Source organism: Bacteroidales bacterium MB20-C3-3, from assembly GCA_035609245.1.
Classification (GTDB): Bacteria; Bacteroidota; Bacteroidia; order Bacteroidales; family UBA932; genus Bact-08.
In genome coordinates this window covers 1,574,626-1,594,458 of record CP141202.1, presented here as the reverse complement: position 1 = coordinate 1,594,458, position 19,833 = coordinate 1,574,626, and the positions used below count along the sequence as shown (strand labels likewise).

Genomic DNA, 19,833 nt, shown 5'->3' with positions numbered 1-19,833 from the left:
AAATTTTTATAAACTATATTTGTGACTGAAAACTAACACCCCAAATCAATGGAAATAGTATATCAAATACTAAAACTTTTAGGTTCCCTGGGACTCTTCTTGTATGGTATGACACTTATGAGCGGAGCCCTTCAAAAGGTTGCCGGAGAGAAGATGAGGAGCATACTTGCTGCAATGACATCAAATTCTCTAAAAAGAGTTCTGACAGGTCTGTTTATCACAGCAATTATTCAGTCATCCAGTGCTACAACTGTAATGGTCGTGAGTTTTGTAAATGCCGGCTTGCTCTCTTTGGTTCAATCTGTTGGAGTGATAATGGGTGCAAATATCGGAACCACCGTAACTGCCTGGATTATCTCCATGCTTGGCTTTAAATTTGACATCTCTGTACTATCTATACCATTAATAGGCGTAGGATTTACGCTAATGATGTTCAAATCAAAGAAAAAGAAATCTGTTGGTGAGTTAATCATTGGTTTTTCCCTGCTATTTTTGGGGTTAACATTCCTAAAAGACTCTGTACCTGACCTGAGGGCAAACCCAGAGGTTTTTGAGTTCCTGCAAGGCTGGACAAAATATGGCTATGGTTCTGTTTTGATTTTTGTTCTTATTGGAACATTACTTACCATAATAATGCAGTCTTCAAGCGCAACTATGGCTTTAACATTAGTTATGAGCAGCTACGGATGGATTCCATTTGAAATGGCAGCAGCAATGGTACTGGGCGAGAACATTGGAACTACTATAACAGCAAATATAGCAGCAGCCGTGGCAAATGTCTCAGCCAGAAGAGCAGCACTTGCCCACTTAGTATTCAACATATTTGGAGTAATTTGGGTATTAGCATTTTTCAGGCCGGTACTAAGCATAGTAGCAAAAATAACAATATCCGTATTTGGATTAGATCCTTTTGTGTCATCAGAGGCAACTCTTTATGGCGTATCGTTCCTGCATACACTTTTCAACATAACCAATACCTTGCTTCTTGTAGGCTTTACAAATCAAATAGTTAAACTTGTAAGCTATGTTATTAAGACTAAAGACACAGAGGAGGTTTTCCGATTAAAATATATACAGGGGGGTGTTCTTAGCACTGCCGAGCTCTCTCTCTCGCAGGCCAAGTCAGAGATAACTGATTTTGCCAAACTCGCAAAGCAGGAGTTTTCCTACGCCAGGGAGGCTATGAGATTATGCAACTCGGATAAATTTGATGAGTTATACGCTAAGATTGAGCACTATGAACAAATTACCGACAAAGTAGAGCTTGAAATTGCAAATTACCTTAACAATGTTTCAGAGGGAGAGCTTAGTGAAGAGAGTGGAAGAAGATTGCAGGCAATGTACAAAATTATAAGCGAAATTGAGAGCCTTGGTGATTCAGGATACAACATTGCAAGGATTCTAAACAGACTTAGAGTACATAAGAAAAACTTCTCAGACGATGTCTGCGATAAGCTTGACCATATGTTTGACCTTCTTGACAGAGCTTTTGACCATATGATTAATAATCTTGACAAGGGTTATACTAAGCTGGACGGAATATCCAATGCCGTTGATTCAGAGGAGCAGATTAACGAGTACAGAAATCTTCTCAAAGAGGAGCACCTCTTTAATCTTGAGAACAACAAATACGGCTACCAGACAGGTGTATACTATATGGATATAGTCGCTGAGTGCGAAAAGGCAGGTGACTATATGATTAATGTTTCAGAAGCAATAATTGAAATTCAGTAAAAATGATCAGAAGAAAACTTGCACTGCTGGCACTAACTTTTATCTCAATTGTCTGCTTTGGACAAAACTCTCTCCTGACAGTTGACTCAATTGCAATGGCTGGTGCCAAATGGGATTTATCTGTAATTTCAGAGGGTATTGTTTTAAAGCGGGCCCATTTCAATGATCAACAATTATTCTCATCCAGACAGTTTATCTCAGTTGTTGAAATAGCCCCTGAATCAAATGCAAGAGTTGAGATTTTTGCAAGTCCCGTTTTAAAGCAGACTAGCGAAATGGCTAAAGATGCCGGTGCAAAAATTGCGCTTAACGGCTCTTTCTTCAAGTTCAAAAGTGGTATTAACACAGAAGATTACAATTCTGTTGATTACATAAGAAAGGAGAACAAGCAACTTGCACCCAACACATGGCCCTCAAAGGGAAGGGCAATGCATCAGCTTGGAGCCATCGCAATCTTCAGGGGAGAGTTATTCATCCTGAAAGCAGATATGCTTCGGGAGTGGGAGAGATATATCAAAGCAGACGAGGTGCTTACAACAGGCCCTATTTTAAGGGTATCCGGAGAAGACTTAGCGTTATCTAAGGATTCATTCTACACAACAAGACATCCGAGAACAGCAGTGGGGAAAAGGGCTGATGGCACTATATTACTGTTAACGGCCGATGGAAGATCAACAGAGGCGGCAGGAGTCTCTCTTAAAGAGCTCCAGGATATAATGAGATGGCTTGGTGCAGATTATGCAATCAACCTTGACGGTGGGGGTTCTACAACCCTCTATGTAGAAGGTGCCTCTGATAATGGTGTGGTTAACCACCCTACAGACAACAGGAAATTTGACAACAAAGGTGAGCGAAAAGTGGCGAATGCCATACTGGTTCACACAAAATAGATGGAAAAAGAGATAAAGAGAGTCCTCTTTGTTTATACCAGAGACTCCACATTCATTCGTGGAGATATAGATATTTTGTCCAGACATTACGAAGTCAAAAGGCTTGTAACAGACAACAGAAATCAGGCGATTCAGCTTTTTGCCCTTTTCAGACAACTCTTCTATCTGATCTTCAATATTCGCAATTTTGATATTGTTTACATCTGGTTTGCAGACTATCACTCCTGGCTTCCATCTCTGTTTGCAAAAATTACCGGGAAGAGGTGTTACCTGGTTATTGGTGGTTATGACATCTGCAGAGTAAAAAAATACAAATACGGGAGTTTTGTAAACCCAATAAGGGGATGGATGGCCAGAAATTCTATGAGATCATCTACGGCAAATCTTTGCGTTTCTAACCATATCAGAAGAGTTGTAAGAAGTCTGGCACCTGACACTCCGGCACTGCTGGTTTACAATGGGATGAGTTTTCCTGATACCTCAAAAACAAAACTACCTCCGGAGGGTAGCAGAGGAGGAGTATTATGCGTAGCCATTTCACAAACAAGGCAAAGCTTCTTTATTAAAGGAATAGACAGATTCCTTGAGCTGGCACGAGCAATGCCTGCTCAGAAATTTACCCTGATAGGAACAGATCCGGAGAGAGCAGGTATTAAGCCTGCAGATATACCAAAAAACCTGACTATCATCCCTGTAATAGAACACTCACGCCTTACAGAATACTATCACAAATCAAAAGTATATTGTCAGCTCTCAAGAAGAGAGAGTTTCTCACTTTCGCTTGCGGAAGCTATGTTTCATGGTTGTATGCCTCTGACAACAAAAGCCGGAGGAATGCCTGAGGTGTCGGGAGGACTTGGAGAGATAATTTATGCATCAGACAGTGATATATTCAGAAGAGAGGAGAAAGAGAGTTCTGTTCATGAAGCAATCAATGCAATAGCAAGACTTGCCGCTGAAAGTGAAGATTACGCACCGGCTATGAGAGAGAGGGTAATGGCACTATTTACCATAGAAAAAAGGGAGAGAGAGCTAATCTCAATTATTTCAAGAGGGTAACATTCTTAATACCCAAACCAATCCCCTTAACAAAAGAGAATTACCATCAGCGCTCAACTGGGCCAGTACTCTAAAGTGTTTTTTTGTCTCAGGGTTATTACCCCCTTTTAACTCAGCATTTACCTCTGGAAAAAGATGTAAAACACTATTTAGTGAGCTGACAGACAAATCCCGGTGAAGCATTATTCTCCTTCGTATCCTGACCTTATATGAAAGGATCTCTCTGCTGCACATATCTTTAACCTCACCGGAGAGTCTGTTATCAAGGTAATTAAGGGCTGCAGCAACCAGTTTAAGATGTCCCAGGGTATAGGATACAGAAGAGGTATTAAACATTACATAGTGAACTAATGCATCAGGTATTATTACAACCCTTTTTGCACTCATCACAAGAAGAGGAGTAACAGAGAGATCATCTCTTAAATCCGGTAAAAATGATATCTCTCCTCTCTCATAAACCTCCCTTTTAACTAGTTTATTCCAAAGTGCAGACGGTGCCTTATTGGCCAGAATCTCCCCAATATACCTGCCTCTCTCTTCGATACTTTCAATTACCAAGGGGGACTTCACTGAAGGTGAATGTTTTTCTGAAAATCCTCTCTTCTCTTTCCAATAACCGCAAACTGATATTTCAGAGTCACTCTCATTAATAGCGCGGTAAAGCAGAGCAAGTAAATCTGGTTCAAAATAGTCGTCAGAATCCAGGTGAATAATATAATCTCCTGACGCAACCTCCATACCTCTTCTCCTGGATGCAGAGACTCCAAGATTTCTACAATTATATTCAATCCTGTATAAACCCTTTAACCAAGAGAGGGAGAGCAAACTCTCTGCAATTTCAATACTGTTATCTTTCCCGCAATCATCAATCAGAATCAGTTCAAAATCTCTGAAAGTCTGATTAATTATTGAATTAAGGGATCTCTCAATAAGTGAAGAGACCCTGTATACAGGAATTATTACTGAAACTTTTGGAGTTTTCTGTGACATTTAACAAAGATAAAAAAAAGGGGATGACCTTTCAGACATCCCCTACCTCAAGTTGACCCACCAGGATTCGAACCTAGACTGACTGAACCAAAATCAGTAGTGCTACCATTACACCATGGGTCAATGTGGTTCTCAATTGAGGGTGCAAATATATAGCTTTTTCATAAAAAACAAAAATTTTCAAAGAATCTTGAAATCAGCAAGGGTATCTCCAAGCATAAAATAGAGTAAAATCCAGAAAGCATATCTGACAGCCTTACCTATCAACATAAAGATTGCAGATTTAGTAAAATTCACCTTATAAAAGCCCAGACCAAGAGATAAGACATCACCAAAGAATGGCACCCAACTGAAAAAAGCGATGAGAGATCCGTGTTTGTCAATCCAGTGTTTCTGCCTCAGTAGTTTCTCCTCCGAGACACCCATCCACTTCTCTATCCACTGCCATTTACCAAAATGGCCAATCCAGTATGATGTAAGCCCTCCAAGCCAATTCCCTGCTGTTGCCCAAAGAAATGCATAGAGAGGATTCATTCCGGCCACTAGAACACCAATAATAAGCACATCGGAACTAAATGGCACTATAGTCGCAGCCAGAAAGGATCCGGTAAAAAGGCCAAGGAATCCATAACTTTCAAGAAATTCTATCATCTTTTTGACTTAAAAAAATCTTTAACCATTGAAGAACATGTATCTTCAAGAACTCCTTGTGAAACTTCTGTTTTTGGATGAAGAAGCGAAGGAGAGTATAGTGTATAACCCCTTTTGGAGTCTGAGGCACCATACACAATCCTTCCTATCTGTGACCATGATAGCGCTGCAGCACACATTGCGCAAGGCTCCAAAGTTACATAGAGAGTGCAATTTTCAAGATATTTCCCCCCAAATCTGGCAGTAGCCATTGTAATAGCCTGCATCTCTGCGTGAGCAGTTGCGTCATTCAATCTTTGGGTAAGGTTGTGTGCTCTTGCTATAACTGATCCGCCAGAGACAATTATTGCTCCAACAGGAACTTCATCCAGTTCCAGAGCCTTCTTTGCCTCCTTCAATGCTATCTCCATGAATCTTGAATCATCATCCGGAAGTTCACTCTCTCTTTTCATGACTATTTTTCTTCAGTAAGACTTTTAACCCCTGCAAATATACAGACAAATTGTCAGTATTGCTGATTGGCACTCCTTTTGCGTCTTATCTTTGTGCAAAATTAAATAATCATATAAACATATAATAAATTAAAAGTTTAAAATTATGAACATTAAACCACTAGCAGACAGAGTTTTGATTGAGCCTAAAGAGGCCGAAACAAAAACAGCAAGCGGCATTTACATTCCTGATACAGCCAAAGAGAAACCACAGGCAGGAAAAGTAGTTGCAGTTGGAAGCGGAAAAAAAGATGAGCCAATGGAGCTGAAGGTAGGTGACAATGTGCTTTACGGAAAATATGCAGGCACAGAGATCAATGTAGATGGAAAAGATTATCTGATGATGCGTCAGTCAGACATACTGGCTGTCCTTAACTAATTAACTAATAAATAAAACAACCAATATTATGGCAAAAGAGATAAAATTCAATATAGAGGCACGCAACCTGATGAAAGAGGGTGTAGATGCCTTGGCAAATGCAGTTAAGGTAACACTTGGCCCAAAAGGGAGAAATGTAGTTATAGACAAAAAGTATGGTTCTCCTCAGATAACCAAGGATGGAGTAACAGTTGCAAAAGAGGTGGAGCTTGAAGACCGTTTTGCAAATATGGGTGCTCAAATGGTTAAGGAAGTTGCTTCAAAGACAGCTGATCAGGCAGGTGATGGCACAACAACTGCTACTGTTCTTGCACAATCCATTATTAATGTTGGATTGAAAAATGTGACTGCCGGAGCAAATCCAATGGACCTTAAGAGAGGAATTGACAAGGCTGTTGAGGCTGTTGTTGCATCCCTAAAAAGCCAGAGTCAGTCAGTTGGTGACGATATAACAAAAATTGAGCAGGTAGCAACCATATCTGCAAACAATGATATTACCATTGGTAAGCTAATTGCTGATGCAATGAGTAAAGTTAAAAAAGAGGGTGTAATTACCGTTGAAGAGGCAAAAGGAACAGATACAGAGGTTAAGGTTGTAGAAGGAATGCAGTTTGACCGCGGTTATATATCTCCATATTTTATGACCAACCCAGAAAAGATGGAGGCTGTTCTTGACAATCCGTACATCCTAATCACAGACAAGAAGATCTCAACAATGAAAGATCTGCTTCCTGTACTTGAGCCTGTTGCTCAAAGCGGAAGAGCACTTGTAATTATTGCAGAAGATGTTGACGGGGAGGCATTGGCAACCTTGGTTGTAAACCGTCTTCGCGGAACTTTGAAAATTGCAGCTGTTAAGGCTCCCGGATTTGGTGACAGAAGAAAAGAGATGCTTGAGGATATCGCTATCCTGACAGGAGGAACAGTAGTTTCTGAGGAGAAGGGTATAAGACTGGATGCTGCCTCACTTGAAATGCTTGGTGTTGCTGAGAAAATTTCAATTGACAAGGAGAATACAACTATCGTTAATGGTTCCGGAGAGAAGAGTGCAATTGAGAAGAGAGTCGCCCAGATTCGCAAACAGATGGAGACTACTACAAGTGACTACGACAGAGAAAAACTTCAGGAGCGCCTTGCTAAACTAGCAGGTGGTGTTGCAGTCCTTTATGTTGGAGCCGCTTCAGAGATGGAGATGAAAGAGAAAAAAGACAGAGTTGACGATGCACTAAGCGCAACCCGTGCAGCTGTTGAAGAGGGTATAGTACCTGGTGGTGGTGTTGCTTACATCCGTGCCATTGATGCAATCAAGAATCTCAAAGGTGAAAATGAAGATGAGAACACCGGTATTGCAATCATCTCTCGTGCTATTGAGGAGCCGTTGAGAATGATTGTTGAAAATGCAGGCATTGAAGGCAGCATTGTTATTCAGAAAGTTAAAGAGGGCAAGGGAGACTATGGCTATAATGCAAGGACAGATAAATACGAAAACCTTCTTGCAGCAGGGGTGATTGACCCTACCAAAGTGACTCGTATCGCTCTTGAGAACGCAGCCTCCGTTGCAGGTATGTTCCTGACAACCGAGTGCGTTTTAGCAGAGAAGAAAGAAGAGAGTCCTATGCCTATGGGTGGAGGAGCTCCCGGAATGGGCGGAATGGGCGGAATGATGTAATCTTCCACCACCGGTTATTAATAAAGAGACCAGTCTTTTAACAGGCTGGTCTTTTGTTTTATATAAATCTTACAATCCCTTTATAATTACAACCGGAGGTGTAAGATATTTGGTTTTTGGTGAACCAAAGCCATGAATCAAGTGTTTAGCAAAATAAAAACTATGATTAAAATTGGTGACAAAGCTCCTGATTTCAAAGGTACGGACCAGGAAGGAAAGGAGATTAAACTGAGTGATTTTAAAGGCAAGAAGCTGGTACTCTATTTTTACCCAAAGGATAATACCCCCGGCTGTACTGCAGAGGCTTGCGACCTGCGCGACAACTATCAACGCTTTGAGGCAATGGGGTATAAAATCGTTGGCGTAAGCAAGGATAACGAGAAGTCTCATAAGAGCTTTATAGAGAAGTTCAACCTTCCCTTCCCTCTTATTTCTGATAAAGAGGCTGAGATCCTAAAAGCTTACGAAGCCTGGGGAAGAAAGAAGTTTATGGGGAAAGAGTATGACGGAATAATTAGAAAGACCTTTGTAATTGATGAGAATGGGGTTATTCTTGATATAATAGAAAAAGTGGACACAAAGGCCCACTCTAAACAAATTATTGGCTAAAACTTAGCCAACAATCCAAGCTAGGATGTGATTTTCAAAAACCTCATAATTTACCTCGAATTCCTCCTGGTGCCCATCTTTATGAAGAAACTCCACATCAACACTTCCCTCCTCTCTTGGGGAGAACCTCTTGATATTTATCTGTTTTGCAAAGTCTACATCTGTCAGAGACATTCTTTTATATAAAGCCTCTTTAACGCTCCAGTGAATAGCCAGGTGCAGATTTTTATGCCTTTCGCTAAGGTTTTCTACCTCCTCCTCTGAGAGAGCCTTTTTCTCTACTGCGGAGAAGTCCCTCCCAAGAGATTCCACATCAACGCCTACACTCTCTTCCGGATGTGTAAGCACACACACAAAACGGCTGGTATGAGATATACTTATCTCTATTAAGCTGTTTTGCAGGAATGGGCGGCCATTGTCGTGATGACCCAAATAGACCTTCCCATCAAACAATTCGTTAAGAAGCGCCCTTACTGCCAGTCTCTCCTTCCTTCTGGCAATGCTCTTGGTAAGCTGCAAATCTTCAAGCTCGTCATGAGGGATAGAGCTGAGGTTCATTAACTCCTCCTCAGTTTCAGTAATCTCCCAAACGGAAATTGTAGCCCCCCTCTCTACCTCTTTGCTGAAAAATAGTCCCATCTCCAGTTATATATTATCTTTAATATCAGTTTCATCAGAAATCTCCCCCACAATCTCCTCCAAAATGTCCTCCAGTGTGACAATTCCCTCCATTCCCCCATACTCGTCAACAACAACTGCAAGATGCATCTTCTTTTGCCTGAACTCCTCAAGCAAATCATTAATCTTCTTTACCCCCGGAACAAAATATGCCTTCCTTATATGGCCTCTCCAGTCAAAATGTTCATTCCGGTCTATATATCCAACTAAATCCTTTATATATAGAAATCCTACAACATTATCTATAGAGTCTTGGTAAACGGGAAGTCTGGAAAATCCGTTTTGTGCCGCTTTAGTCTTTACCTCATTCCAGTTCAGGCTGCTTTCAATACCCTCCACAGAGACTCTTGGTGTCATAATCTCCCTTACAGCTGTCTCGGAGAGTTTTACAATATTTAGCAACATCCCTTTCTCCTCTCCAAACTCCTCAACAGATTTAACATCCCGCTCCTCTTTACTCTCAAACACACTTTTTGCAAATGACGATAATATTTTATTGACAGGAGCAGTTACCCAAGCAGTGGCCTGAACCATCCTTCCTGTTGCAACAGCAAGTGATTGACCGTAATTAGCAGCCAGCATATTGGGGAGTATGTGTCCAAAGAGCAATATTGTTATAACTAGCACTATAAGAGGCAATAGCAATATCTCATTGCCAAATATGATATATATTAATACGGATATAGCTGTTACAAAAAATGCCGAGATCTGATAAATTGAATTAAAAAGAGAATCCGCAGCGGATACTTTTCTCTTTGAGATTTGATCCGACTCAGTTTTTGAGATAGTGAGGAGATAAATTTCGCCCGCCTTAAGAATCACATACAAGATAAGGATGAGGCCGAGCGCCATCCCCACGGGGTAATAATCATCAGTTAAGCTACTGGGAGGTTCCAACTTCTTATAAACTATGGTTATGAGTGCAAATATAGTTAATTTTTAATTGCAGCATACTTTTCCTGCATAAAGGCTGGGTAATATGACTCTTTTGCCTTGCGAAGACCCTCCTCTCCGGCATCGTCTTCTCTGTTTATAAACTTAAGAGAAGAGGCGTGTCTCATTGCAAATTCACGGTTTATTGCCTGGTAGGCCCCTCTTATATTTGCATCTGCCTTCTCAATATGGACAATTAATGTATCTGAATTAATCTGTTCCCCAGCCGAATAAGCAATGACCTCTCCGTTCAGCCTTATAAGCCCACCTTTTAATTTTAGCTCCGGGAAGTTTGAAAGTGCTTTATTTACAGCACAAATCTCCCACATTTTTGACTGATTATCTTTACAGCCATTCTCAATACACCACTTAATTGTAAACTCTCTAACCTCTGTAAGATTTTCAGAAGTAATTTCTTCATAGCTCCAGCCGGGCAACTCAAGGAATCTGTTTAAATGGTTCCTTTTGGACTGGAGTTTCTTTCCTGAAAGTGATATCATTTTCTCGCTCTCATAAATATAATCAAAGCTGTTCCTTGTTGGGACAAAACTATACTTACCGGGAAATAGCTCTTCCACTCTCTCTTTTGCTTCCGGAGGAAGTCCTATCATTTTAAAAGGAACACCCCTCTCATTTGCATCGGCCTCAAGCAGAGATATAACCTCTTTTAGATCTCCTTCGCCGGCAGGGAAAAGATACCTAGTCTCCTCACCCACTCCTGAGTTAAAGAGAAGAAAATCCTTATGTCTGCCAATCTTTGATTTAAATACCTCCTCCCATATGAAAAGGTTTGTAAAGCAATACTCAGCCCCTCTGAAATCAGAGGAGGCAAGTATCTTATCAATCCACTCCTTATCTTCTAATAAAATCTGTCTGAATTCTATCATAAATTTCTATTCTAACAGCCATCTCTCCAGCAGAGAAACAACTCTCTGACGGCTCTCCTCTGGCAGCGTTGATATCCTGGCTCTGTGACTTCCTGCAGGATCAGTCACAACAACAATGTTGGAAGATTTTGGTTCATTTACCATAACAGCACTCCACGGATCATACTCCCCGTAAATAAAAATCATTTTTGAAGTTGTTGTAGCGACAAATTTCTCAAGTTTTTTTGAAAGTTTTTTGCTGAATTTAAATTTCTGATCCTGCGGAAGGAAGAGTTTAGCAAGGTAACCCTTTGAGCTCTTGATTTTTAAAAGACCCTCAAATGGTTTGGTGTCATAACCATAATAGCCCAACTCTTTGGCTGCCTGAATAAAGAAAGATGTTGTAGGGCTCTCTTTTACAAAATAGTCAGGAGAGCTGATTTTCATCCAATAGGCAAATATCATTTTATCGTCTGCATCAAGTGCCGGAATCTCATCTGTGTTACTGCCCCATTGCCAGAGAGCAAAAGAGAATTCAAGGACTGAGTAGTCGTAAATCTCTTCCAGCGGCAAATTGAATTCATACCTCTTCTCATTGCAGAAAGAGTCAAACATTGGTTGTAGTGTAGCTCTTCTCTTTAACACCTCTCGCTGAAATGCAAGAATTTTTGCCCTCTGATCAGGCGTACCAGCAAAGTTTGCAATAAATGGCTCGTGTCTTCCATCTTCAACCCCCTTACATAGTGGAGCTACATATGGAACGGTTATATGAACATCATCAGGGAAAAAGGCTCTGTAAAGAAGCGCTGTTTGCCCCCCCTTGCTAATGCCTGTTGCAATCCACTTCTTTTTGTATACCTCTCTGAAAATCATTGTAACATTGTGAAGATCAAAAGCTGAGTTCTCTGCTGTAAGATATTTCCAATCCTTGTTTTCAGGAGTAGATTCCAGAAAATATCTGTGTTCAACAAAAATTATATTTGTATTAAACAGCCTTGATATCTCCTCTCTGTAATTTGGATTACCTGCATACGAGGCACCATAACCCTCAGTAACCAGTACTGTAGGTCTGTCAAGGCCTGCGTGCATTACAAATACTCTTTGCCTGAACTTACCTAGTGAAGGGTCCTTATGGCTTACAGGTTGCTCTATATAGAGTACATATTTGTCTTTAAAATCTTTACTGGCAAGTCTTTTCACATCCTTAACAGATGGCAGTTTTTCAATTCTTGCCATTAGAGAGTCTGGCTCAATATCTTTGAAAATTGATGGCTGTGTTTGAAATTGTGCAACGGCATCAGGTACAGCAATAAATAGAATAGCTGCCAGAATAAGCAGTTTTAAAGAGAGTGTCGATCTTTTCATAGTAATGGTTATATCTCTGCAAAATTAGAAGAAAAAACCGTATTTTTGCGGCAAACAGATCCATAATGAACAACTTTGTACAAGAATTGAGGTGGAGGGGTATGGTTCATAACATCATGCCCGGGACAGAAGAGCATTTATTAAAGGAGCAGACAGCTGCCTATGTGGGTATTGACCCAACTGCTGACTCATTACATATAGGTCACCTGGTTAGCATTATGATGCTTAAACATTTTCAGGCCTGCGGCCATAAACCAATTGCACTGGTAGGCGGAGCAACCGGCATGATAGGTGATCCCTCTATGAAATCGGCAGAGAGGAACCTGCTGGACGAAGAGACTCTCAGACACAATCAAAACGCCATCAGAGCTCAACTTGGCAAATTCCTGGACTTTGATTCGGACTCGCCCAATGCTGCTATCCTGGTTAATAACTACGACTGGATGAAGGAGTACACATTCCTCCATTTTATCAGAGATATCGGAAAGCACATTACTGTGAACTATATGATGAGCAAAGATTCTGTCAAAAAGCGTATTACCGGAGATGAAAAAGAGGGAATGTCCTTCACCGAGTTTACATATCAGCTTGTTCAGGGTTATGACTACCTCTATCTTTTTCAGCACCTTGGCTGCAAGCTTCAGATGGGTGGAAGTGACCAGTGGGGCAATATAACAACTGGTACAGAGCTAATCCGCAGAAAAGAGAGTGGAGAGGCATTTGCGCTTACATGTCCGCTTATTACCAAAGCTGACGGGGGAAAGTTTGGAAAAACAGAACAGGGCAATGTATGGCTGGATGCAAAATATACTTCTCCTTATAAATTTTACCAGTTCTGGCTTAATGTAAGCGATGATGATGCACAGAGATATATTAAAATCTTCACAATGCTTAATAAAGAGTCTATTGACTCCGCAATTGAATCACATCTTCAGGAGCCACACAGAAGAGAGTTACAGAAACTCCTTGCCAAGGAGGTGACAACGATGGTACATGGTGAAACAGAGTACAACAAAGCACTGGAGGCCTCAGGCATCCTTTTTGGAAATTCAACATCAGATGCTCTTAAATCTTTAGATGAAGATACTTTTCTCACTATTTTTGAAGGAGTTCCCCAGTTTACAATAAGGAAAGAGAACCTGGGAGAGAATATTGTTGAGATTCTGGCATCACGGAGTGCGGTTTTCCCATCAAAAGGAGAGTGCAGGAAGATGATTCAGGGAGGAGGAGTTGCAATAAACAAAGAGAAGGCAGATAGTCCTGATATCAGCATTACTGCTCAGGATTTGTTAAACGATAAATATATCCTCATACAAAGAGGCAAAAAGAACTACTATATACTTAAAGTTGAATGATTATGGAGGGAGAAAGCACAAGACAGCAAAAAGTTGGCAAGCAGCTGCAGAGGGATCTTGCCGAGATTATAAGGGAGAAGGGTATGACTGTATACAACGGCGCTATGGTAAGTGTTACGGCGGTAAAAGTTTCGCCTGACCTCTCTCTTGCCAGAGTTCACTTAAGCATATTTCCCTCATCCAAGGCAAAAGATGTTCTGGACATAATAAACTCAACATCTAGAGAGTTAAGATACGAACTTGGCCATAGGGTGGCAAAACAGCTAAGAATTGTTCCCGAGCTGGCATTTTTTATAGACGACTCACTCGACTATGTTGAACGCATAGACGAACTTCTTAAGAAATAGCAGCCGTGAGGCTACCCTTCTTCATAGCAAGACGATACCTCTTCGCAAAGAAGTCGCACAATGTCATTAATATCATCTCATTAATAAGCGCTTCCGGGATAGCTCTTGGAACGGCTGTACTTATTGTCATTTTAAGTGTTTATAATGGCTTCGGAGACCTGATTAAGTCTCTTTACAGCGCAGGGGAGGCCGATATTCTAATTCTGCCGGCCTACGGAAAGAGTTTCAGAACAGATACAATTACCTTTGAGAACGCCAGGGCTCTATTAAGTCAAAGCATATACTGTGAAGTAGTCTCAGAGAATGTTTTTGTAAAATACTCAAACAAGGAGGCTGTCGCAGAGATGAAGGGAGTTGATACAGCTTTTGTAAAACAAACTTTATTAAAAGATTATATAATTGATGGCGAGTTTTCTATATGGCACGGAGAGATTCCTCAAGCCGTAGCAGGAAGGACTCTTGCATATGAACTCGGAATGAGGCCTCATTTTATTGACCCTGTAACAGTTTATTTTCCATCCAGATATACGCCCTTTTCAGCAGTTAACCCTCTCTCATCAGTCAATCAAAGAAACCTCTCTCACTCCGGCACTTTTGCAGCCGAAAGGAGTTTGGATAAAAATCTTCTATTTGTACCAATTTCAGTTGCAAGAGAGATTGTTGAGATGGAAGAGAACGAAGTAACATCAGTTGAGATATACACCAAGGGGGCAAAAGATGCATCGAAACTTATACCTAAGTTAAATGAGTTGTTAGGGGAGAAATTTATCATTAAGGACAGGTTCAGTCAGAATGAAACTCTGTATAAAATGATGAGAGCAGAGAAGTTCTCTATTTACATTATATTGTTGTTTGTTGTAATAATAATCTCTTTCAATCTATACGGAAGCCTCTCTATGCTTATAATTGAAAAGGAGAGCGATGCCCGGACTTTAAGAAGTATGGGCGCTAATGAAAAACTAATCAACAGGATATTTATTTTTGAGGGCTGGATGATTTCACTGCTTGGGATGGCAACAGGTGTTATATTGGGTATAATAATATGCATAATACAGCAAAAAGCAGGAATTGTCAATATGCCCGGCAATTTCATAGTTGAAGCATATCCAGTCGTTTTAGAGGGGTGGGATGTATTAATGGTTATTGGAGGAGTCTCTCTTGTTGGATACTTATCTGCTCTGTTACCGGTAATAAATTTCAAAAAAAAATAATTTTTTTTCATTTAATGCAACGAAACATATATTGGCTGCATCTTAAAGATGTAGGTTTAGGTTTTAGTACAAAAAAAAGGCCGGTCACTTGTAGCAGGGTGACGGGCCTTTTTGATTTTATTTTAACTTAGCATTATGAAACGAACCTGCCTTATACTATTAACAGCCCTGATGATTATATCCCGGGCAACCCTTTTTGCTGAGTCAAAACCAAGAATAGCAATACTTGCAACAGGCGGTACTATTGCAGGAGCTGCAAGTGCAGCCACTCAGGCATCATACATACCTGGGGTTGTAAGTCTGGAACAGATAATCTCCTCAGTTCCTGACCTCACTAAATTAGCTCACCTTAACGGAATTCAAGTCTGCAACATTTCCAGCCAGAATATTACCCCTGAGATTTGGCTTAAACTCTACAGGATATCAGATAGTCTGTTCAGCAATAATATAGCAGATGGGATTGTGATTACTCACGGAACCGACACAATGGAAGAGACAGCCTATTTTCTGAATCTTACCGTCAGACACAAACGACCAATAGTCCTTACAGGCTCAATGAGACCTTCCACATCCCTTAGTGCTGATGGTCCTTTCAATTTATATAATGCCGTTGCTCTTGCATCTTCGCCAGCCTCAGCCGGCAAGGGGGTGATGGTAGTTATGAATGACTTCATACTATCTGCAGATGATGTTACAAAAACTCACACACTTAATACAGACGCATTTAGTTGTCTTAATCTTGGACCAATGGGATATATGAGAGATGGAAAACCTGTTTTTTTCAGGGAGTCAATACTAAGACATACAACAAACAGCGAGTTTGACATTACAAATATTAAAGAGTTGCCTCAAGTGGAAATCTTGTATAGCTATGCCTTCTCATCAGCCATTGGCTTAAGAGCCTTTATTGATTCAGGAGTAAAGGGTATTATTATAGCGGGTGTTGGTCACGGAAACTACAACAGGGAGTATGCCAAAGAGATGGAGAGAGGATACAGGGCAGGAGTAAGGTTTGTCAGAACATCACGAATAATTAGAGGTGGTGTTGACAAAGCTGCAGAGGAGTTTGACCTCAAACACCCTGTCGCAAGACTCAAATCCCCGCAAAAAGCAAGGATATTATTAATTTTAGCCCTTACAAAAGGGAGTACGAGTTCAGAAATTCAGAGAATATTTGATGAATACTAACGGCTGAATAGCCCATATACTGCAGATCCACTGCCGCTCATTGAGGCATATATTGCTCCCCTTGCATACATATTATGCTTTAATTGCTCAATTTCCGGGTATTTAGCAAAAATGCTCTTTTCAAAATCATTTATTACAGAGTCTTTCCACATTTCAACCGGTTGTTCAAGCAGCTTTTCCAGAGGTTCGCCTGCTCCTGATGGAGTAATACCTCTGTAAGCTTCAGGTGTTGGAACCTGAACATTTGGAACCTCTACCTCAATTTCGTATGATTCTAAAGAAGGGATTCTATACGATGTGAGAATATTTCCCCTTCCTCTCCCTATCATACCCTCTCCAAGAAGAGGATTCAATTCATCCGCATAAATAAAAAATGGGCAATCAGATCCCACTTTCGATGCAATCTCTGCCAGTTTTTCAGAAGAGAGATTAAGTCCGTAAAGTTTATTAATAGCTATTATTGTTCCCGATGCGTCTGAAGAGCCTCCCCCAAGCCCTGCACCAAAAGGAATTCTCTTAAACAGATTTATCTCTACCGGAGGAATATCAAACTCTTCTTTCATTGCATTATATGCTTTGACACAAAGATTCTGCATTGGATCAGAATCAAGAGTAAGTCCAAACAAATTTATTTTTAGCTCATTGCTCTCCGTAACCTCGAGCACATCACTTTTTCCGGCAGAAATGAAAAAGGTCTCCAAATCATGGAATCCGTCAATTCGTTTTCCAATGATTCTGAGACCAATATTCACCTTTGCTCTAGGATATACAATCATCTATCCGCATTTTGAATATCCACAGGATTTACAAGTCAAACATCCCTCCTGATAAACAAGTTCGTGAGAACCGCACTTTTCGCATTTTTTCCCGGTATCCTCTTTTGTACCATCAGGAATATATCTTTTAAGAGCCCTCTCCACGCCATTCTTCCAGTTGTTAATTGCCTCATTATCCAATTGCAATCCTGATACAAGATTAACAACATCAGTAATAGGCATACCATTTCTCAACACACCCGAAATTAGCTTGGCATAATTCCAGAACTCTTTATTGAACATATGAGAAATACCCCCTATTGTGTTTTGATAACCATATCTGTCATAAAACTGGAAGTCGTAGCGCGTTCTTCCTGCCTCATCCTTTTCCTTAACAATATGTCCCAAAGTAACAGATTTAGGAATACTGCGAGTATCATCATCAATTAGACCGGTAAAAATTTCGTATGGCTGTCCATTCATAAGACCAACAAGGGCAATCCACTGTTCAGCACCATTCTTAAAACGGATAACCTCCGCCTCCAGAGATTTAGGTCTCTCTTTTCTTTTAAGAACTTGCTCCTTAGGCTCTTTATCCCCGGCAGAAACCAAGACACCAGATCTGGATCCATCCCTGTAAACGGTTACACCTTTACATCCGGACTCCCAGGCTGTTTTATATACCTCTGAAACGAGCTCTTCAGTAACATCTTTTGGTAGGTTTACCGTTACACTTATTGAGTGATCAACCCATTTCTGCATTCTTCCCTGCATCTTAACCTTGGCAACCCAGTCTATATCGTTTGAAGTAGCTTTGTAATAAGGAGAGGTTTTTACCAGATCGTTCAGCTCCTCCGCCTTCATAGAAAGCACCACATCTTTGTCGTGGCCGTTAACCTCACACCAGTGCAGAAACTTATGGTGAAATACATAGTACTCCTCCCAAAAATCCCCTACCTCATCCTGATAGTCAAGCGACACATTTTTATCATTTGGATTAACCTTTCTACGCCTCTTGTAGAATGGAAGAAAAACCGGCTCAATTCCCGATGTTGTCTGAGTCATCAGACTTGTTGTACCGGTAGGAGCAATTGTTAAGAGAGATATATTTCTTCTCCCATGACGCTGCATAGTCTCAAACAGCTCCTCATCCTCCTTCTTTATTCTGCCAATCATAGGATTATTAACCTCCCTTGATGCTTCAAAAATAGGGAACGCACCTCTCTCCTGGGCCATAAATGTTGATGAGCGATATGCCTCAACAGCAAGGGTCTTCTGTACTTCAACAGAGAAGTCAATAGCCTTATCTGTACCATAAATAAGTCCGAGAGCAGCAAGCATATCTCCCTCAGCAGTAATCCCAAGACCTGTTCTGCGGCCTCCTAGTGTCTTCTCGCGAATTTTATTCCAGAGAAGCAGTTCTGCATGTTTAACCTCTTCATCCTCCGGATCTGCACTAATCTTATGAATGATCTGCTCTATTTTCTCCATTTCCAAATCAATAAGATCATCCATTAAACGCATCGCTTTACGAACATGGGTTTTGAACAGATCCATGTTAAAAGCTGCATTTACTGTGAAGGGATTATCAACATATGAATATAGATTAATCGCCATCAGTCTGCAAGAGTCGTAAGGACAGAGAGGGATCTCCCCGCAAGGATTTGTACTGACTGTTTTATAGCCAAGGTCTGCATAACAATCAGGTATAGACTCTCTTATAATTGTATCCCAGAAAAGAATCCCCGGCTCTGCAGATCTCCATGCATTGTGGACTATTTTTTTCCATAACTGGGATGCATCAATATCCTTTTCATACTTTGGAGAATCTGAATCAATAGGATACTGCTGACGGTATAATTTACCATGAAGAGCAGATCTCATAAATTCATCATCAATTTTAACCGAAACATTTGCTCCGGTTACTTTTCCCTGTTCAAGTTTTGCATCGATAAAGCTTTCTGAATCCGGGTGCTTTATAGATATTGAGAGCATAAGAGCGCCTCTTCTTCCATCCTGGGCAACCTCCCTTGTTGAGTTTGAATACCTCTCCATAAAAGGTACAACTCCTGTGGATGTAAGAGCACTGTTGAGTACCGGACTGCCGGCAGGTCTGATATGAGAGAGGTCGTGACCAACTCCCCCTCTTCTCTTCATAAGCTGAACCTGCTCCTCATCAATCCTCATTATTCCACCATAGGAATCAGCAGGTTTTTTATGACCAATCACAAAACAGTTTGACAAGGAGGCAATCTGGTGGGTATTACCAATACCTGTCATAGGACCACCCTGAGGAACAACATATTTAAAGTCCCTCAAAAGCTCTAATATCTCATCAGCAGACATAGGATTAGGATACCTCTCCTCAATGCGGGCAAATTCAGCTGCAAGTCTCTGATGCATCTCCTCAGGGGACTTCTCATACAAATTGCCGAAGGAGTCCTTCATAGCGTATTTGTTGATCCATACAGATGCGGCTAAGTCATCCCCTCTGAAATAATCCAGGCTTGCAGCCATTGCCTCTTCGTAGGTATAAGTTTTCATAAGTCTGTTGTATTTGTTTTCGACAGAAAAAGCCGACGGGGTTATTCCGCCGACTTTCACAAAAATATAGTAAATGGGTTAATAAGGGGGTCTGTTTACAAGTTATTTATTAACCGAAT

19 protein-coding genes and 1 tRNA gene are annotated in these 19,833 nt (G+C 40.8%); 10 read left to right on the top strand and 10 right to left on the bottom strand.

Going from position 1 to position 19,833, the window contains the following annotated elements:
- The first annotated feature begins 48 nt into the window (after positions 1-48).
- From U5907_07245 to U5907_07235, 3 genes are read left to right on the top strand one after another with little or no spacing between them, the layout of a single operon-like run.
- The gene (locus tag U5907_07245; protein ID WRQ32373.1) at positions 49-1,734 is read left to right on the top strand and encodes a Na/Pi cotransporter family protein; all 1,686 of its coding nucleotides are present in this window, start codon (positions 49-51) and stop codon (positions 1,732-1,734) included.
- A gap of 2 nt (positions 1,735-1,736) precedes the next feature.
- Positions 1,737-2,624: a phosphodiester glycosidase family protein gene (locus tag U5907_07240; GenBank protein ID WRQ32372.1), complete on the top strand. Its 888-nt coding sequence runs from the start codon at positions 1,737-1,739 to the stop codon at positions 2,622-2,624.
- Entirely contained in the window at positions 2,625-3,683 is a 1,059-nt protein-coding gene (locus U5907_07235; GenBank protein WRQ32371.1) for a glycosyltransferase family 4 protein, read from the top strand. It begins immediately after the preceding gene.
- On the opposite strand, the gene U5907_07230 is transcribed toward U5907_07235, so the two are convergent.
- The 4 genes from U5907_07230 to U5907_07215 form a co-directional block, all read right to left on the bottom strand.
- Entirely contained in the window at positions 3,672-4,673 is a 1,002-nt protein-coding gene (locus U5907_07230; GenBank protein ID WRQ32370.1) for a glycosyltransferase family 2 protein, read from the bottom strand. The two genes, U5907_07235 and U5907_07230, sit on opposite strands and share 12 nt — an antisense overlap.
- Before the next feature lie 52 nt (positions 4,674-4,725).
- Positions 4,726-4,796: transfer RNA gene (locus U5907_07225), tRNA-Gln, on the bottom strand.
- Between the two features lie 57 nt (positions 4,797-4,853).
- Positions 4,854-5,324, bottom strand: coding sequence for a YqaA family protein (locus tag U5907_07220; protein ID WRQ32369.1), 471 nt, complete (start codon positions 5,322-5,324; stop codon positions 4,854-4,856).
- Positions 5,321-5,776, bottom strand: coding sequence for a nucleoside deaminase (locus U5907_07215; GenBank protein WRQ32368.1), 456 nt, complete (start codon positions 5,774-5,776; stop codon positions 5,321-5,323). Before U5907_07215 ends, U5907_07220 begins: the two co-directional genes overlap by 4 nt.
- A gap of 145 nt (positions 5,777-5,921) precedes the next feature.
- Between U5907_07215 and U5907_07210 the strand changes: the two genes are divergently transcribed.
- From U5907_07210 to bcp, 3 genes are all read left to right on the top strand, one after another.
- The gene (locus U5907_07210; protein WRQ32367.1) at positions 5,922-6,194 is read left to right on the top strand and encodes a co-chaperone GroES; all 273 of its coding nucleotides are present in this window, start codon (positions 5,922-5,924) and stop codon (positions 6,192-6,194) included.
- Positions 6,195-6,222: 28 nt separating this feature from the next.
- The gene (gene groL, locus U5907_07205) at positions 6,223-7,863 is read left to right on the top strand and encodes a chaperonin GroEL (protein WRQ32366.1); all 1,641 of its coding nucleotides are present in this window, start codon (positions 6,223-6,225) and stop codon (positions 7,861-7,863) included.
- A gap of 162 nt (positions 7,864-8,025) precedes the next feature.
- Complete coding sequence (bcp, locus tag U5907_07200; GenBank protein ID WRQ32365.1) at positions 8,026-8,472, top strand: thioredoxin-dependent thiol peroxidase; 447 nt, start codon at positions 8,026-8,028, stop codon at positions 8,470-8,472.
- A 3-nt stretch (positions 8,473-8,475) separates the two neighbouring features.
- On the opposite strand, the gene U5907_07195 is transcribed toward bcp, so the two are convergent.
- From U5907_07195 to U5907_07180, 4 genes are read right to left on the bottom strand one after another with little or no spacing between them, the layout of a single operon-like run.
- Positions 8,476-9,111, bottom strand: coding sequence for a 4'-phosphopantetheinyl transferase superfamily protein (locus U5907_07195; GenBank protein ID WRQ32364.1), 636 nt, complete (start codon positions 9,109-9,111; stop codon positions 8,476-8,478).
- 6 nt (positions 9,112-9,117) lie between these two features.
- The gene (locus U5907_07190; protein WRQ32363.1) at positions 9,118-10,047 is read right to left on the bottom strand and encodes a CBS domain-containing protein; all 930 of its coding nucleotides are present in this window, start codon (positions 10,045-10,047) and stop codon (positions 9,118-9,120) included.
- Positions 10,048-10,082: 35 nt separating this feature from the next.
- Positions 10,083-10,970, bottom strand: coding sequence for a phosphatidylglycerol lysyltransferase domain-containing protein (locus tag U5907_07185; GenBank protein WRQ32362.1), 888 nt, complete (start codon positions 10,968-10,970; stop codon positions 10,083-10,085).
- A gap of 6 nt (positions 10,971-10,976) precedes the next feature.
- Positions 10,977-12,314, bottom strand: a complete 1,338-nt coding sequence (locus tag U5907_07180; GenBank protein WRQ32361.1) for a S28 family serine protease — start codon at positions 12,312-12,314, stop codon at positions 10,977-10,979.
- 65 nt (positions 12,315-12,379) lie between these two features.
- Here U5907_07180 and tyrS point away from each other — a divergent pair, with 65 nt between their 5' ends.
- From tyrS to U5907_07160, 4 genes are all read left to right on the top strand, one after another.
- Entirely contained in the window at positions 12,380-13,669 is a 1,290-nt protein-coding gene (gene tyrS / locus U5907_07175; GenBank protein WRQ32360.1) for a tyrosine--tRNA ligase, read from the top strand.
- Entirely contained in the window at positions 13,666-14,016 is a 351-nt protein-coding gene (rbfA, locus tag U5907_07170) for a 30S ribosome-binding factor RbfA (GenBank protein WRQ32359.1), read from the top strand. The genes tyrS and rbfA overlap by 4 nt, the downstream gene beginning before the upstream one ends.
- A gap of 5 nt (positions 14,017-14,021) precedes the next feature.
- Positions 14,022-15,227: an FtsX-like permease family protein gene (locus U5907_07165; GenBank protein ID WRQ32358.1), complete on the top strand. Its 1,206-nt coding sequence runs from the start codon at positions 14,022-14,024 to the stop codon at positions 15,225-15,227.
- Positions 15,228-15,362: 135 nt separating this feature from the next.
- Positions 15,363-16,415 carry an asparaginase gene (locus U5907_07160; protein WRQ32357.1) on the top strand — a complete coding sequence of 351 codons (1,053 nt, stop codon included), beginning with the start codon at positions 15,363-15,365 and terminating at the stop codon, positions 16,413-16,415.
- Here U5907_07160 and ispE read toward each other — a convergent pair.
- Entirely contained in the window at positions 16,412-17,191 is a 780-nt protein-coding gene (gene ispE, locus U5907_07155) for a 4-(cytidine 5'-diphospho)-2-C-methyl-D-erythritol kinase (protein WRQ32356.1), read from the bottom strand. The two genes, U5907_07160 and ispE, sit on opposite strands and share 4 nt — an antisense overlap.
- A complete protein-coding gene (locus tag U5907_07150) occupies positions 17,192-19,714 on the bottom strand; it encodes an adenosylcobalamin-dependent ribonucleoside-diphosphate reductase (GenBank protein ID WRQ32355.1) in 2,523 nt (840 codons plus the stop codon).
- Positions 19,715-19,833 lie beyond the last annotated feature (119 nt).

What these genes read in the sequence shown, in the direction of transcription:
- U5907_07215 (WRQ32368.1), bottom strand. Translation starts at nt 5,776, where the DNA reads ATGAAAAGAGAGAGTGAACTTCCGGATGATGATTCAAGATTCATGGAG.
- rbfA (WRQ32359.1), top strand. Translation starts at nt 13,666, where the DNA reads ATGATTATGGAGGGAGAAAGCACAAGACAGCAAAAAGTTGGCAAGCAG.
- U5907_07230 (WRQ32370.1), bottom strand. Translation starts at nt 4,673, where the DNA reads ATGTCACAGAAAACTCCAAAAGTTTCAGTAATAATTCCTGTATACAGG.
- U5907_07185 (WRQ32362.1), bottom strand. Translation starts at nt 10,970, where the DNA reads ATGATAGAATTCAGACAGATTTTATTAGAAGATAAGGAGTGGATTGAT.
- U5907_07160 (WRQ32357.1), top strand. Translation starts at nt 15,363, where the DNA reads ATGAAACGAACCTGCCTTATACTATTAACAGCCCTGATGATTATATCC.
- groL (WRQ32366.1), top strand. Translation starts at nt 6,223, where the DNA reads ATGGCAAAAGAGATAAAATTCAATATAGAGGCACGCAACCTGATGAAA.
- U5907_07210 (WRQ32367.1), top strand. Translation starts at nt 5,922, where the DNA reads ATGAACATTAAACCACTAGCAGACAGAGTTTTGATTGAGCCTAAAGAG.
- U5907_07180 (WRQ32361.1), bottom strand. Translation starts at nt 12,314, where the DNA reads ATGAAAAGATCGACACTCTCTTTAAAACTGCTTATTCTGGCAGCTATT.
- U5907_07235 (WRQ32371.1), top strand. Translation starts at nt 2,625, where the DNA reads ATGGAAAAAGAGATAAAGAGAGTCCTCTTTGTTTATACCAGAGACTCC.
- bcp (WRQ32365.1), top strand. Translation starts at nt 8,026, where the DNA reads ATGATTAAAATTGGTGACAAAGCTCCTGATTTCAAAGGTACGGACCAG.
- U5907_07220 (WRQ32369.1), bottom strand. Translation starts at nt 5,324, where the DNA reads ATGATAGAATTTCTTGAAAGTTATGGATTCCTTGGCCTTTTTACCGGA.
- U5907_07195 (WRQ32364.1), bottom strand. Translation starts at nt 9,111, where the DNA reads ATGGGACTATTTTTCAGCAAAGAGGTAGAGAGGGGGGCTACAATTTCC.
- U5907_07245 (WRQ32373.1), top strand. Translation starts at nt 49, where the DNA reads ATGGAAATAGTATATCAAATACTAAAACTTTTAGGTTCCCTGGGACTC.
- tyrS (WRQ32360.1), top strand. Translation starts at nt 12,380, where the DNA reads ATGAACAACTTTGTACAAGAATTGAGGTGGAGGGGTATGGTTCATAAC.
- U5907_07150 (WRQ32355.1), bottom strand. Translation starts at nt 19,714, where the DNA reads ATGAAAACTTATACCTACGAAGAGGCAATGGCTGCAAGCCTGGATTAT.
- ispE (WRQ32356.1), bottom strand. Translation starts at nt 17,191, where the DNA reads ATGATTGTATATCCTAGAGCAAAGGTGAATATTGGTCTCAGAATCATT.
- U5907_07240 (WRQ32372.1), top strand. Translation starts at nt 1,737, where the DNA reads ATGATCAGAAGAAAACTTGCACTGCTGGCACTAACTTTTATCTCAATT.